This window comes from Mucilaginibacter galii, from assembly GCF_014635825.1.
GTDB lineage: Bacteria > Bacteroidota > Bacteroidia > Sphingobacteriales > Sphingobacteriaceae > Mucilaginibacter > Mucilaginibacter galii.
This window is the reverse complement of record NZ_BMDO01000008.1, coordinates 23396-37966: the sequence shown is the minus strand read 5'-3', so window position 1 is coordinate 37966 and position 14571 is coordinate 23396. Positions and strand designations below refer to the sequence as shown.

Below are 14571 nucleotides of genomic sequence, written 5' to 3'. Positions count from 1 at the left end.
ATGCTTGTTTTACTACACCTTTTCAATTAGTGCGCAACTTTCATTTTCCTGTATTTTATTAAAGGGCTACCTTTTAATGCACTAACTAAAGTGAAAACAGCCAAACATCCATACAACAAACCTGCAATTTTGACGGCCAACGTATTATTTAATACGTACCATGATAATAGCGGTAATACCTGCAAAGCATGCATTCCCACGAAATGGGCGATACGCAGATCGCCATATTTGCGGCTCCAGTTAAGCAACGGTAAACCATCGCCATCTCCCGAACCGCCAACGCTATGTGAACCATTACCGCCCATGATAGCGCCCTCGAATGCAAAAATGACAAACAAAAATATGCCTATACGAATAGCCCACAGGTAGTAGCCGGACAACTCGGGGAATTCTCCTGTACAAAATAAGATACCGATATAGCCTGTATACAACGTGGCGGCAATAGCAGCAATAGCCATCAACGCGGTAAGCGAAGTATAAAGCGATGAACTGACGTTGTAATGAGACAACTGACCACGGGCAGCCTGAAAAGTAATGTAAAACAACTCGAACCCCAATAGTAAAATAGTTGTCCAGCTATAGGTGCTAACCTGGCCAGGCAGTTCAAGATACCCGGTATACCAGCCCATTGTCCAGCTGAATATCCCGATTGACAAAGCGAATTTAAAAGGCTTATACCAGGTGTTAACCCCATTTATTTGAAGTTCGCTAAATTTAGCAATTAGCAACACGAAAACAGCGCTGATAAGACAGATTAGGCCAAAGTAAAACAAGGGCTCGTTTCTGGATTTTAAAACAGCAAAAAAGTCGATCATAATAATAGATGTGTTTAATTAAATGTAGCCCTAAACTCCAGGGGCGAAAGATTGGTTTTACTCTTAAATAATTTACTAAAGGAAGGTGGGTGTTCAAAACCTAAAGCATAGGCGATCTCGCTGATCGACAAGTCTGTAAGGGATAGTTTTTCCTTCGCTTTCTCGATCAGTTTTTCGTGGATGTGTTGCTGTGTGCTTTGGCCGGTCAATGCTTTTAGCAATGCGCTTAGATAGGTTGGCGATATATTTAAAGTATCGGCAATGAATTGTACGGTTGGTAATCCTTTTTGGATCAGGTCATCACTGTTAAAATATCCCTCCAGCATTTCTTCCACGCGGTTCAGGATCTGATGACTACTGATCTTCCTGGTCAAAAACTGGCGGTTGTAAAAGCGGTCACAATACTGAAGTAACAGCTCAATTTGAGCGACTATCAGGCCTTGGCTGAACTTATCTATGTTGGCATGATATTCCTGTTTGATCAACTGGGCAATACTGCCAATAGTTGTCTCCTCTTTTCCGGAAAGAAAAAGTGCCTCATTTGTCGAGTAGTCAAAGAACTCATATTGCCTGATCGTTTTTGCCAGCGGAGTACCCCAAAGAAAATCCGGGTGGATAAGTAACATCCAGCCTGAATTTTTATAATCATCATCGGCATCAAATGAAAACACCTGCTTGGGCGCAAGGAAAAACATCACGCCCTCATCAAAATCGTAGGACTGCTGTCCATAGGTGTATTTGATCTTACCCTCAAAATTCCTTTTCAGCGAAATGACATAAAAATCAAATACAACGCTTATGCGTCTGTTTTCTGCCGGTGGTTTAAAATCATCCATGCTGATGACGCTTACCAGCGGATGTTCCGGTTTGTCTATCCCCAAAACCTGATGGTATTGGCTGATGGTTTTCATTTGATAGGGTTCCATATTCTTTACTAATCTAACCTATTTCGAATTGTAAACGGCTGCAAATTCCTGAGCGAAATCTTTCATTTTTACTTTGCCCATAGTCGGTGTGTTTTTGTAGTAATCTTCAAATAAGATCCCGCCATTCCGCTGGCTGGCATTCATTTCCGTAATATCATTCGCCAGGCTTAAAGGCATTTTATATTTCAGTAGCGCATCCAGCATTTGCTTGTCGCTGATGGTTACCCATTTCAAATAAGGTTTACCAACAGCAGTTCCCAGAATATTTGCAATCTGATTACAGGTCAGCTCTTCGCTGGCTACATAGCGTGCCTTGCGCCCTTTAGAAGTCGATGTCAGTTCTTCTGATATGGCAGCTGCAATATCTGCTGGTGAAACCCAGGGCATTTTGTCTTCAGCACCATAATTGGATACAATAAGCCCCTTTTTCCCTTGCAGCAAACCAGTTAAACCGTAGTGGCGAAGCGTAAGGAACAGCCCTACAAAACCTTTCAAAAAACCTTCACCTTTTACAATATCCATGAACTGGTACAGGTTGTAGTAGAAACCCACCGGCCGCATAAACGTGATCGTTACATCTGCAGGCAGCTGCTTTAACACGTGCTCTGCCACATAATGGAAGGCAAGCAATCCGTTTCCTTTATCAGTGTGAGCTCCTATACTGCTGAGGTGAACTACCTTTTTAACGCCCGATTGCTGGATAGCCGCGACATAATTGGATGTGATCCGGCGCGCTTCTTCTCTTGCATCAAGATCGGGGTTTTCCTCAAATTTAAACGGCGGCAGCATAGTGTAAACCGCGTCGGCACCGGCAAATGTCTTTGCCAGAAAACTGACATCCTCAACTGAACCGATGGCTGATATCGCGCCTATGGCTTCAATATCTTTTTTTTTGTCGGGGTTACTACTGATTACCGTTACCGAGTGGCCCTTTTTAACTAACTCCTGAGCAAGTGGCTTGCTGATGTGTCCTAAAGACCCTGTTATAATAATTTTCATTTTCTTGTTTTTATTTATAACAAATGTCCGCTTAACACATTAGCCCAGCATAGCCAAACCTGTGATTGTCATAGCCATTTTTAGGATAAAGAGTGAATACAAATCGGCGGACCTAACGGTAAGATATGCTCAAGCAAGGCCGTTCCAAACTTAAGCCGGATATTTATGAAGGAATAAATAACAGTTCCTGCAATGCTTTAAATCTTCAGAGTTGCCTATCTCAAACTTACACCATCTTGTTCGTATAAGATTTAACCTATGGTAAAAACCAGAAAATTATTATAGACCGTGCTTGACCTTTAACCGAAATCCATAACCAGGCTTCTTTCGTCATAACGGTTATCAATAATATTCCGCTCAGTTGAATTTAGCCCTGAACGCTAAGGGTGAAAGGCTGGTTTTCGCTTTAAATAGCTTGCTGAAAGATTGTGAATGCTCAAAGCCCAGTTGATAGGCAATTTCGCTTACGGACAGCTTTGTTGCAGAAAGCTGTTGTTTAGCCTTTTCAATAAGTTTCTCATGTATATGCTGCTGCGCGGTCATCCCGGTGAGCGTTTTCAGCAGTCCGCTTAAATAATCGGGCGATACATGAAGATGCTCCGCGAGGTCAGTAACGGTGGGCAATCCACCATTCATGGCATTGGCGTCATTGAAATACGCTACAAGCTTTTCGTTTACGCGATCCAATAGCTCATGACTGGTTTTCCTTCTGGTCATAAATTGGCGCTGATAAAAGCGGTCCGAATAGTTCAGCAACGATTCCATCTGGGTGATGATGATGTCATGGCTGAACTTATCCATATTGTTATGGTACTCCTGCCTGATATTATCAATGATCTGCATAAGCGTCGCTTCTTCCTTATCTGAAAGGAACAAAGCTTCATTAACTGCATAATCAAAAAAGCCATACTGACCGATCTTTTTAGCCAAAGGCGTATTCCAAAGAAAATCGGGATGGAAAAGCAGCAACCAGCCTGATTGCTCGAGACTTGCATATTTCTGCGGATCGAAAACACTGATCTGGCCGGGCGACATAAAGCTAAGTACACCATCGTCGAAATCATACGATTGCTGCCCGTATTTGATCTTCACAGGCGACTTGAACCCCCTTTTAAGAGAAATGTTGTAGAAACCATTGATCACACTACCCGTTATACCTGCCGGTATATGCTCAAACGGTTTGATGTTAACAACACTGATCAGCGGATGCTCAGGTGCGGGTGCTCCCAGTATCTTATGAAAATCGCTGATCGTTTTTATCAGGTATGGCTGGCTTTTTTCCATGATGCAAGTTGACTATTTATTTTTATTTATTTTCCGCCGCCTTGGCTACGGCTTGTTTATAGGATAGCGGTTTGCGCGGCAATAGCTTCCTGATCGCTGATGGGTCACCGATCATGTCTGCGCCTAATCCGCCCAGTGCCCCTTTAATAGCTCCTTTTGGTGATCTGGCTATACGCTCGATCAATGGCGCAGCAAAGCGTAAAAGGCCTAACGGAATATGCACTTTCCCGGGATGAGCGTGGCCTACCACATCCGCCGCTTCATCTATCAACTGATCGGCTGTTAAAATATCGTCACTGCCCACTTCAAAACACTGTCCATAAGCTTTCGGTTCACTTAAAACACCTATCAGGTTATAAACCAAGTCGTCAATGGCGATGCAACGAAACTTGTTACGGCCGTTTCCGATTACAAAAGCGGTGCTTTTTTGAGCATTGGCCAGTACCATGTTAAAGCCCTGCCCGCCAATACCTACGATCATGCCCGGCTGGATCACGGTCACATCCAAACCACTGTTCAAAAGATATTGCTGTGTTTTCCAACGGCCAGCGGTCCAGGCATCCTTAGCATCAGCAGAAATGCCCAAAGCAGTAACGTAGATCAGGCGGCGCACACCATGTTTCCTGCAGCCTTCCACAATATTGGTCAGGGCGTTCATTTCAATGTCCATAAATTCCTGGTCTGCAGTATCTTTATGCTGAGGCGCCAAGGTATGAATGGAAACATATACGGCATCTATAGATGCAAGCGCCTGTTGCACAGATGCAGAATCTGTAAAATCACCTTTAACAATTTCGCAGTCAATACCGGCCAGTTCCTTTACTTTATCCGGGTTGCGTACCATACAACGTACAGCGAATCCCTCCGCAACTAATTCACGGGTTAAATAACCGCCAATGAACCCTGATGCACCGATGACTAAGATCTTTTTCATATTTATTTTTGTTTGATGATGTAAAGGTCCTGACAAACGAGGTGAAGAATGTGCCCGAATCAGGTTAGTTTGTAGCCGAAACTGGTATAGCGGTCCGTAATTTTGAAGTACGCTAAAAAAGAGAAATTTGCATCATTAGAGAGAATCTGTGAAGACTACATTCTTAATAGCATTGCCGTCTTAACAAGTTAGGGCGAAAACTCATTTCGTACGCTTTATTTGAAATCACAGCATATAGAAATGATAATTACAAAGACTAAGAATATCAGGACAGTTTATATGCTGCTTTTAAAATAGATCAAATGTATAACGATGCCGAAATGATTGCCGTGTATCTGATGGCCGGAGGGATTCAAATCTTCCTCCTTATGACATAAGATTTGGACAGCAATGCGTCCGCTATTTCAAACTACCATTTCTTTACATTGAGGTTTAAAAAACCTTTAAAATTGAAGGCACTGAAAAGTGTGTCTTCAACTCTATTTAAGATAAAGCTTGAATAAAATATTATTTTGCAGTGTCAATGGTCTTGAACCCATCGCAAAAGGACAGATTTTGTTTTTTAACTATTCGTTTCAGTATCTTGTTGTCTTTAAATAATTATCTTTTTTATAAGTACTCATCAGCGCGCCAAATTCACTTAAACTCAATATAACAAAGTAGAAATCACAAAACGTCAATTAACAAACTAAAGAAGCAATTAAACAATTAATAGATTAAAAAATGCTTTTATAACTAATTTCAGCACAAAACAGCTACTAAGCCTGAAAACAAAAAAACCCCTTCGAGTTAACGAAGAGGTTTGAAGTGCGCCCACCTGGGCTCGAACCAGGGACCAAAAGATTATGAGTGTTACACCTCTAACCAACTGAGCACATGTAGAGGCCGTTTTTCGACCTATCAGCTGTCAACTGCGCCAAAGACGCGCCAAGAAATGTTTACAGAACCCAAGATCGTCGCTAGTGACAATTTAGAAACTCGCTCTTACGTTACGTTCTACCTAGATGGTAAAAGAATACGTGAGTACAATGGTAAGAGCTTAGACCTGATGCTTAACCCTAACAGAGCCCCTTCAATTGAAGAGCGAAACAGGTTGTTACGGAAACTGCAATTTGAGCTACACAAAGCTTTAGACAACAAGTGTTATCCCGCTACAAAAGCCGTGGTGACAGTTGAGCAGACACCTGTAAACAATACAACGGTAACAACAGGAGAGCTTCTCCAATCTGCCCTTGATAAGAAGCTTATAGGTGACCTGAGTAAAACTTATAAAAGGAACTTACGAAACATTCACCGCCAGTTTACCACGTTCCTTAGTACAAGCGAACTTAGCGGGGCAATTACAGAGATAAGTGCTATACGTATCGAAGAGTTCCTATCAAGGTTCAAATCATCAGGAACCTACTACATGGATAAGCGTAGAGACCTGGGGGTACTATTCTCTAGTGCAGGGAAGGTTATAAGTCACGCTCTGCCTGCAATAAAGTCAACGGAACGCATGAGGGTCAAAGCTACATTGCATCGTTCATATGAAAAAGAGCAGCTGAAACCTATCTTAGAGTTCCTGAAGATTAATCAGCCTAACGTATACTTATGTTGCTTGTTGACTTATGGCTCGTGGCTTAGGCCCCATGAAGAGGTCAGGCTGCTAACCAAGAGGCATTTCAAAAAAGCCAATACAGAAATTCACTTATCGGGCAGTGAAAACAAAGGTGGAAAAGTAAGGGTGGTTTATGTACCTGAATACACCCAAAGCGTGCTAGAACCTATACTCACTAAGTTGAAACCTGATGATAACATATTTACAGGACGATCTGAACCTTTCAACGATGCTTACTTCAACACTCAGTGGACTAGAGCTTGGAAGAAGATGTACAAGCAGGAGCTCATATACAAGAAACAAACTATCTACTCGTTCAGGCATACAGCAGCAGTAGAAGTGTTTAGGAGAACGAAAGATGTATACTTACTACAGAAGCTACTAGGTCATTCTACTATTATGGTGACTTTAAAGTATCTACGCAACCTTGGAGAGTTCAACAGTGAAGAGCTGAAAGAAGCAGCACCCACTCTGGACTTTTAACAAAGAAAGCCCACCTATAACAGGTGGGCTTATTAAGTTATACTACAAGCAGTGGGAACTCGGGTTTAAACTTTGGTTCACCTTTGCCAGCTAAGTTTTTCTCCATCTTCTTCATGACAAAAAAAACAAGGTTCAAGTCTTCGACTGATTGCTTCAAAGCAGTCTTCGCTGCAAAGCGTGGTAGACGAAGCCTTTGCCTAAGTTCACAGACTGTTTTTGCAACATTGTTAGCATCGGTAAATCCTTTTCCCTTGAAAGCATCTGTAAGTGCTACATAGTATTGTTTGTCAATACCAGTAGCTCTGTGCAGAAAATCTACACGCCTCATGATGTCGTCGAAATCGTTTTTGCCCCTTGAAGGTATTAAGCTTAACAAAGTGCTTGCACTTTCTTTAAAGTACGCAGTGAGTATCTGTAGTCTACCTGACTTAAGATTTGACATCACTGTTTTTTTGATTGGCTGCTTTGAGCCGTCGTTAGGTGTTTCCATATGGATACGACTAAAATAAACCTGAGCTATAGTCAGGCCAATAAACCAACTAGCATAAGCTGGTTCCAAATACAGATTTGAAATCACATTAAGCCAACGAACCGAGGGCTATAGGCTAATTCACAAGAAGGTAAAGAACGAGTGCTACAAGGCATTGATCAAGTAGACTTAACCTGTTTAACGTAAACAGCAACGTCCATTCAACCCGAATGACAGGGGTTCCATTGATTGTGGTTTATTTCGGTCAAATGACTTGCTCAAAGTGACCTTGCGACTGTGAAGGTTGTTAAAGTGGTTTGTAAAACAACAACCGAGTTGCTGATGCAAATATAGGATGAGTATTTTACATTCACAAGCCATCGTTTAAAAAATAATAGCCTGACAAGGCTACTGGCAGCGCCAATTTATGATGTTTTGAGCTATGCAAAGCCATATTTTTTTCGTATCTTTAAATACATTTCAAGGTCGGCATAGCTAGCTGAATAAAAGAGGCCACGTTGCAACTGGTCTTTTTTATGCATTCAACTTTCCTCTCAAACGCCGATTTTGACCAGATAGCCATCCTGCCCAAACCTGGGCACTCAGATATTCCTCAGCGACTCAATTACGCACACCTGAAATGTACAAGAACTATTATTACTACAGCATCCCCAACAACGTTTACCTAGATACAATCTTTAAAGCCATACCTTCAAATGCCTTTCTTAACAAGGGCAGATGCGGTATAGGTGGAACAACCTTAGAACTTTTGAACAAGCTGCGCTGTTCAATCATAGTTGCACCTACAAGAGGGATATTACATTGCAAAGCAAAAGACCATCCGGAACTCTTTATCATTGATGGGAATGTTAAACAACCAGCAATAGAAGAACAACTTTCTAAACGTCGGCCAAGTCAAAAGATCATGGTAACGCCTGATAGCTTTTCAAGGCTTATAAAGGCGATTGATAATGTAAAAATGTACGACGAGGTAATCAAGGGTTGGTTTCTCATGTTAGATGAGTGCCACACTTTTATTACTGAGGTGTTCCGAGAGAACATACTCAAACCCTTCGATTACTTTTGGAAGTTCGATCACAAAGCAATAATATCAGCTACGCCCTACCACTTTAGCAATCCCAAATTTCAGGCATTAGACTACTACGAGATCCGTTTTACAGAAAAGCTAGGCACGATAACTTTAGTAGATTGCCTTAGCGTGTACGCTACGATAAACGACATTCTACAAAAGAGTAATGTGGTAAAAGGCAATCTCCATATTTACTTCAACTCTGTTACGGGAATTGCTAAATGCGTTAAACAAGCCGGGCTGACGGATGTAAGCATCTATTGCGCGGATGACGAAGACAAGGCGAACATGAATAAGCTAGGTGACCTCAACAAGTACTATCATGAACTTCCAAGTAAGGCAAATCAAAGCAAGGTCAATTTCTATACTTGCAAATACTTTGAGGGAATAGACATCAACGATGAAAACGCTAACGTCATTGTTGTGACAGATATACATCAGCCACATACAAAAGTGTCTGTTGCAATGAAGTTAAAGCAAGCCGTTGGTCGCTTACGAAATAAGCCTGCGCAGGTAATACATCTAACTAATCATCATCATTCTAATGCCCCACGGAAAGAACTAGCCGACCTTCAGAACAGCTACAATGACGAAGCAAGACTACTTATAAGCCAAACAATTGAGTATCTATCGCTTTGCGAATTAACAGGAAACAAGCCTAAGCCTGATGACCGTGTTAGACACTTTGCAAATGTAGATAAGCATACAGGTCACCCTACCTTCAGTTACGAACTGTTTGACCAACAAGTAAATGAGTCATACAGCAATGAGATCTATAACAACCTTGCACTTATTAAACAAGAGTGGGAAGCGGGCTACTTCGATGTAGACGTTCAAAGCTCAAGAGCTAAACTTGACACTACAACAAACATGAAACGTAAATCAAAAGCAACTATACTTAAAGAAGATATTGACGCACTGAAAGCTTATAAGGACCTTGAGGCTACGACAATGGTTTTTCATTTAGGTCAAACCATCGAGGATGAGATTAAAGCTCGAAACCCACTTGCCTATGAAGCCGAGCAATTCTTAGACAGTGGCAAACTTGAAGAATTAAAGTACAACTGCAAACTGGTTGCTCAGGAAGTCATAGTGGCATCTAACTTGCGATCAGAGCACAAGTTGTTAAAGCTGCTATCACATACTTTTAAGACTGGACAAAAGTATTCTAGAGTGTCTATCAGTGCCCAGCTACAAGCCATCTATGAGAAATTGAACATCAGGGACAGTAACGGTAAAATAAGAAAAGCAGAAGCCACGCAGTTAGCGGAGCAAGGCAGATTTCAAATCCATCCATGCAAAATGCAAGGAGAAGACGTGAATGGGTTTCAGATTTTGGGTATGCAGTTCAATCTTAAGGTTGCTGCCTAAAAATTTAACCCTATCATTTCCTCTCATAATCGAAAATTGACTTGGTAAGGGAATTTACAAGAAAATGTATTTGAGAGGAAATAGATTTGGTAGTCTATGTACAACCGTTAACATGAGGACGCAATGAACACTGCCTTCAACGCTTAACACTTACTAACCACCAATTTGAACGATAATATGGCTGTAGTTACAGTGTTTAGTGGCTAAGATTGACTACTTAGCAAGTTATATGCTTTGAGTCTTGCAATTTCAATAGACTTATCAAGCGTTAATCGCCAATCCCCCCCTACCTGTTTAAACAATACCCCCCGGCCTTCTATATAAATACCAGCTTTATATTTTAAGTACGCCCCCTACAGAAATCATTTGTGGCTCTCAATCGTGGAACCAGAGCTTGATATCACCCCCGCCTAAATTGTGCCGGAAAGTAAATTGTTTAGCGGACGCGGACTCAGGCTCACAGCCTTCGAATTTGAAAAAAGAGCTTCGCTCCATAATTTGAGTGTGCTACCTATACAATCTGCCTTTACTGCATTCGAAGCAATTCAACCTGTAAAGAATACAGCTTAATCGCATTGCTCGACATTGCTTCAACCTTGTAAATCAACCCGAATGTCAAACCATCAACCTGTAAAACATGCTATCAAACCCACAACACAGCTCACCAATGTTACATAACATTCGGTACCGTAAATCCAACCTTAACCAAAAGCAACGCAACACTATCATTGCAGGTGACTATCGAGGCATCCTGGTCGAAGCAAAGACCCTCTTAAAACCAACTGACGGTCATGCGTTCGAGCTTGATTTTACGCGTTCGAGAGCTAAGTCGAAATTAGCGCTGTACGCCTTCATTACACCGACATTTTACTGGTATCTCGAATGCGATCCTTTTACAGAATACCAAGTGACATACGCCTTCGGCAACTGCCCACAAGAGGTAGCCATCCGCAAGTTGCTTAGCAAGTTCTTTGTACAGGAGCAGCTTCAAGAAATAAAGCTACAGCCCGACTTCGATACCTATTATAGGAACGTCCAGCAAGTGCAGGACAGGAAGCACTTTTATTCTTTACAGGGATAACATCCCACCTTATAAAACAACAAGCAGAAGCTTGGTGCAGTAGCACCAGGCTTCTTTCATTTTAAGCCATCTAATAATTTTTAACGCTATGAGAAACGCTACACAGACACCAAATTACAATGATGAGGTAAGCAAGGCTTACTTTAAAATCTTAAAGCAGACGAAGGCCCTACTTGCCACAATAGAACATGACGAACTACGCTATACGCTTGTTCACTCCGAAGGAAAGCAACCGGGGTTCAATGTCAAGGTCGATGAGTTTGTTAATCCACTTTGTTACCTATGCTTAGTTTACGCTGATGGGGAAACGCTAGAAATCAACTTCGGCTTTGAGGCATACAACGATAATGGTGGCTTTGGCAATATCATATCTCAGTTCCTCAGACTAATTTATAGCTTAACTTCTGCCAACAGCACCAGCATCAATATCGAAGGAAGCGTATGTTGCAATGAGATACATACAGACTGCTCAGACCTATACGAGTGTTTAGAGGACAGCCGAATTAAGCGACACAGGTTCGTACAGATAGCTTACAAGCCTAAACCTATCAAAAGAAAGTTGCGTAGAGTAGCTTAACGTATTGTTCTACTGCTTAACTTTGTTTTCAAACAATACAGGAGGCAACACATAGACAGTACCATCTACCTACACATATACATTTAAGATAATATAAGCGTAAGCTTTGTTTGTTCTTGCTTTTGGAACCTTGGAAATTTTAAACGCAGCTAGAACAGATGAGACCCAACGCCCCATGCGATAAGCGTGAGGGTGCTGGCTCGTTTGTTGTTGCGTGGGCTTTCCAAGGGCCTCAAAAGCTGCAAACTGAGTTCAGTCCTTGCGCTTATCGCATTTATAACCCACCGTTCAAGGACTGCTTCGGTACTCAACCCAACCACATGCCCGTTGAATTTACAGAAACTGCCGAACAGAAGCAGCAACGCTTAACCATTGAACTGAGCGAACACCTTACTCAATCCCGTTTAAAACAACAGTTTGAACCTGTTGTAATGTGGAACAGGCGCTTCGATAGCCCTATACCCTTTGTCCTCATACTACAACTGGATAAATCCTATATCCGAAGACAGTTCGTTACTACAGTCTATCAAAATGAACCCCACATACTTGGTAAGGCTGCACGGCTGTTAGTTTATTTGGAAGAAACAGACAAGCTGTTTACCTTGATAAAGCCCTACAACGTTGTAAGCATCATGATAACGACCGCCAGCGATCCAAGGGAAATGAACGACAGTAACAAATTTGTACTGGAGGCTAAGTTCGCTGAGCGAACCATACAGCAGCTTATTACTTTAAAAGGGCATAGCCAATCAGTTTTCAATGCAGCGATAGCCTCATTTGTAGATGAGAACACTAAGCGCTAAAGCTTCAAGACAATCAATTTTAGATACCCTTAACACCATAAAACAGATGAAACAAACCTTATCTACAGTGCTGCTATGCGCAGCGTTATTCGTAACCTCATGTTCGAAAAAAGCTAACTCGAACCCTGACGAAAACGGTTCAAGCCAACCGACAGTACTGCTTACAAAAGTAACCAACAACACCAAAGGCGACCAGGACTTTGGTAAAACGCTTGCCGAGTTCACTTACAACGGCAAACAGTTACTGCAAGCAGCCATCTACTCTTACAGCAATGTATCAACCTTTAAAGAAACACATACGTTCGCTTACAACAGTTCGAGCCAGCTAACAGGTTCTACCATCACTAATACCAACTACAACAACGGTGATTTCGTAAACTCGGTGGCAGCCTACACAGGTAGCAACATTAGCAAGCTCACTTTTAACAAGGCCAGCGGCATATCGCCTACCGAGCATACATTGACTTATGACGGAAGCAAGTTAACAAGGTGGTTTACACCAAACGAAGTAGAGATACTCTTTACCTATAACAGTGATGGCAACAACACAAAGCAGGTAGCCAATGAATATACCACAGGTCGACCAAACGGCTATGTCTACACAGATAACTATCTCACATTCGACACAAAGCACAATCCAATAAGTGCTTTACCTAACTGGATTTACTTTAGAGTAAACACAGAAGAAGAAGGATTAGGCTATGCACCTGGGCCGAACAACCCGGTTACTATGAACGAAAACGGCACCAGCTATACCTACGTTTACGAGTACAACAGCAATGGTTACCCTACAACAATTACTAAGGTAGGTACAGGCACCAAAAACCGTTCATGGACTTATGAATACAAGGTTGTCAACTAAATTTTGCAACAACAACATCACACAGGAGCTTGCCACATGGCAGGCTCTTTCTTTACAGGGTAAAGACTTATCTTTAACGCTATGCAACCTTTCCCACAGGACTACAAACGTTGGTTGATAGACGCGCTGATTGTTCCTTTAGAGGGTGCCGAGCAGCATTGTTATTACGACAAGAAGCACAACCGCTTCATTGCACTTACTACGGATGTGTTTCTCACATTTGATGCCGTGTTAGTTTACAGGGTAAGTACTACTTACAGCAAGAAGGAGCTTTCGGCCTATAAGGATTTGATTGAACGGCTGCGAAGCAAAGATGGGACGATCATACCAATAAATAAGCTAAGCCTTGATGTTCGGAAGCAGGTACAGCATAAATTTTTAGAGATGTTGGGGAAAATTAAAGAGCAAGCCGGTATCTACCGTGCTGTTAAAGCGCAAGACGAAACCTCAACCCTTGTTTTGGATAACCTAACTGAACATAGCAAGGACTACGCGCAGATACATAACTGGTGGTGGATGAAGTTTAGGGGTGAGTTGCTTGATGGGTTTGCAGAACGTTTCTTGGAATCCCATAACATAGACTTAAGGACAGTCTACGTTTGGCACGCAGACGAATATGTAAGTCGGCTTACTGTTAAAGTGCTTGAACAGCCTAAAAAGAAGCCGTGGTGGCAAGTGTGGTAAACCAAAAGTTATCCACATACATTGCAGGTCAAGAACCCTTTAACTATATTTGAACATGTCGGTGAGGGGCGATTTCGTCCCACTAATGGCAGATGCCTTCGAGTGTGGCAGGCGTAGTATCAGGTGGTTCATCTGGTTACTGTGTTTGACAAGCTCACACCTGTGCTTATTCAATGACACATCTATTTGCAGGTTGAGGGTAACCGTAAATGTGGAGTTGGGACTTTTAAAGGGCGGGATGCAGGGGCGGCCTTCAACTATTTTCAAAAAACTTGCAAGACTGCGAAAAAACCGCATCTTTGCTTAGGGCAGTATATGCCGAGCCGAAAAAACGATGAACGCTAAAAAACAATAAACGTGAGAGAGAGCCAGGCTCTCGGCTCAAACGCAATTCCTTCGCTGAACGAGTTCGTCCCACTAATGGCAGATGCCTTCGAGTGTGGCAGGCGTAGTATCAGGTGGTTCATAGGGTTACTGTGTTTGACAAGCTCACACCGGCATTTCAGAATGCAACCTGCATAAGCTGCACAGGCTTGGAACCCGCACTCAATACAAAATGACTTCTAAACCAGATCTTCTATCTGAAATTTCCT

At 42.1% G+C, this 14571-nt stretch carries 12 protein-coding genes; 6 read left to right on the top strand and 6 right to left on the bottom strand.

The window, feature by feature from the left end:
• Nucleotides 1-26: 26 nt before the first annotated feature.
• From IEV61_RS14335 to IEV61_RS14315, 5 genes are all read right to left on the bottom strand, one after another.
• Nucleotides 27-815, bottom strand: coding sequence for a hypothetical protein (locus IEV61_RS14335; protein ID WP_188417725.1), 789 nt, complete (start codon nucleotides 813-815; stop codon nucleotides 27-29).
• Nucleotides 816-829: 14 nt separating this feature from the next.
• A complete protein-coding gene (locus IEV61_RS14330; RefSeq protein ID WP_188417724.1) occupies nucleotides 830-1741 on the bottom strand; it encodes a helix-turn-helix domain-containing protein in 912 nt (303 codons plus the stop codon).
• An 18-nt stretch (nucleotides 1742-1759) separates the two neighbouring features.
• Nucleotides 1760-2740 carry an NmrA family NAD(P)-binding protein gene (locus IEV61_RS14325; protein WP_188417723.1) on the bottom strand — a complete coding sequence of 327 codons (981 nt, stop codon included), beginning with the start codon at nucleotides 2738-2740 and terminating at the stop codon, nucleotides 1760-1762.
• A 357-nt stretch (nucleotides 2741-3097) separates the two neighbouring features.
• Nucleotides 3098-4024 (bottom strand): helix-turn-helix domain-containing protein, encoded by a 927-nt coding sequence (locus tag IEV61_RS14320; protein ID WP_188417722.1) that lies wholly within the window; start codon nucleotides 4022-4024, stop codon nucleotides 3098-3100.
• Nucleotides 4025-4046: 22 nt separating this feature from the next.
• Nucleotides 4047-4958, bottom strand: coding sequence for an SDR family oxidoreductase (locus IEV61_RS14315; RefSeq protein WP_188417721.1), 912 nt, complete (start codon nucleotides 4956-4958; stop codon nucleotides 4047-4049).
• 934 nt (nucleotides 4959-5892) lie between these two features.
• On the opposite strand from IEV61_RS14315, the gene IEV61_RS14310 reads away from it, so the two are divergent.
• Nucleotides 5893-7041 (top strand): tyrosine-type recombinase/integrase, encoded by a 1149-nt coding sequence (locus IEV61_RS14310; protein ID WP_188417720.1) that lies wholly within the window; start codon nucleotides 5893-5895, stop codon nucleotides 7039-7041.
• 37 nt (nucleotides 7042-7078) lie between these two features.
• Here IEV61_RS14310 and IEV61_RS14305 read toward each other — a convergent pair whose 3' ends face one another.
• Nucleotides 7079-7531, bottom strand: coding sequence for a hypothetical protein (locus IEV61_RS14305; protein ID WP_188417719.1), 453 nt, complete (start codon nucleotides 7529-7531; stop codon nucleotides 7079-7081).
• 619 nt (nucleotides 7532-8150) lie between these two features.
• On the opposite strand from IEV61_RS14305, the gene IEV61_RS14300 reads away from it, so the two are divergent.
• From IEV61_RS14300 to IEV61_RS14280, 5 genes are all read left to right on the top strand, one after another.
• Entirely contained in the window at nucleotides 8151-9971 is a 1821-nt protein-coding gene (locus IEV61_RS14300) for a DEAD/DEAH box helicase family protein (RefSeq protein WP_188417718.1), read from the top strand.
• A 667-nt stretch (nucleotides 9972-10638) separates the two neighbouring features.
• The gene (locus IEV61_RS14295) at nucleotides 10639-11052 is read left to right on the top strand and encodes a hypothetical protein (protein ID WP_188417717.1); all 414 of its coding nucleotides are present in this window, start codon (nucleotides 10639-10641) and stop codon (nucleotides 11050-11052) included.
• 897 nt (nucleotides 11053-11949) lie between these two features.
• The gene (locus IEV61_RS14290; RefSeq protein WP_188417716.1) at nucleotides 11950-12432 is read left to right on the top strand and encodes a hypothetical protein; all 483 of its coding nucleotides are present in this window, start codon (nucleotides 11950-11952) and stop codon (nucleotides 12430-12432) included.
• Nucleotides 12413-13294 carry a hypothetical protein gene (locus IEV61_RS14285; RefSeq protein WP_188417715.1) on the top strand — a complete coding sequence of 294 codons (882 nt, stop codon included), beginning with the start codon at nucleotides 12413-12415 and terminating at the stop codon, nucleotides 13292-13294. Before IEV61_RS14290 ends, IEV61_RS14285 begins: the two co-directional genes overlap by 20 nt.
• Before the next feature lie 81 nt (nucleotides 13295-13375).
• Nucleotides 13376-13978 (top strand): hypothetical protein, encoded by a 603-nt coding sequence (locus tag IEV61_RS14280; protein WP_188417714.1) that lies wholly within the window; start codon nucleotides 13376-13378, stop codon nucleotides 13976-13978.
• Nucleotides 13979-14571: the final 593 nt, after the last annotated feature.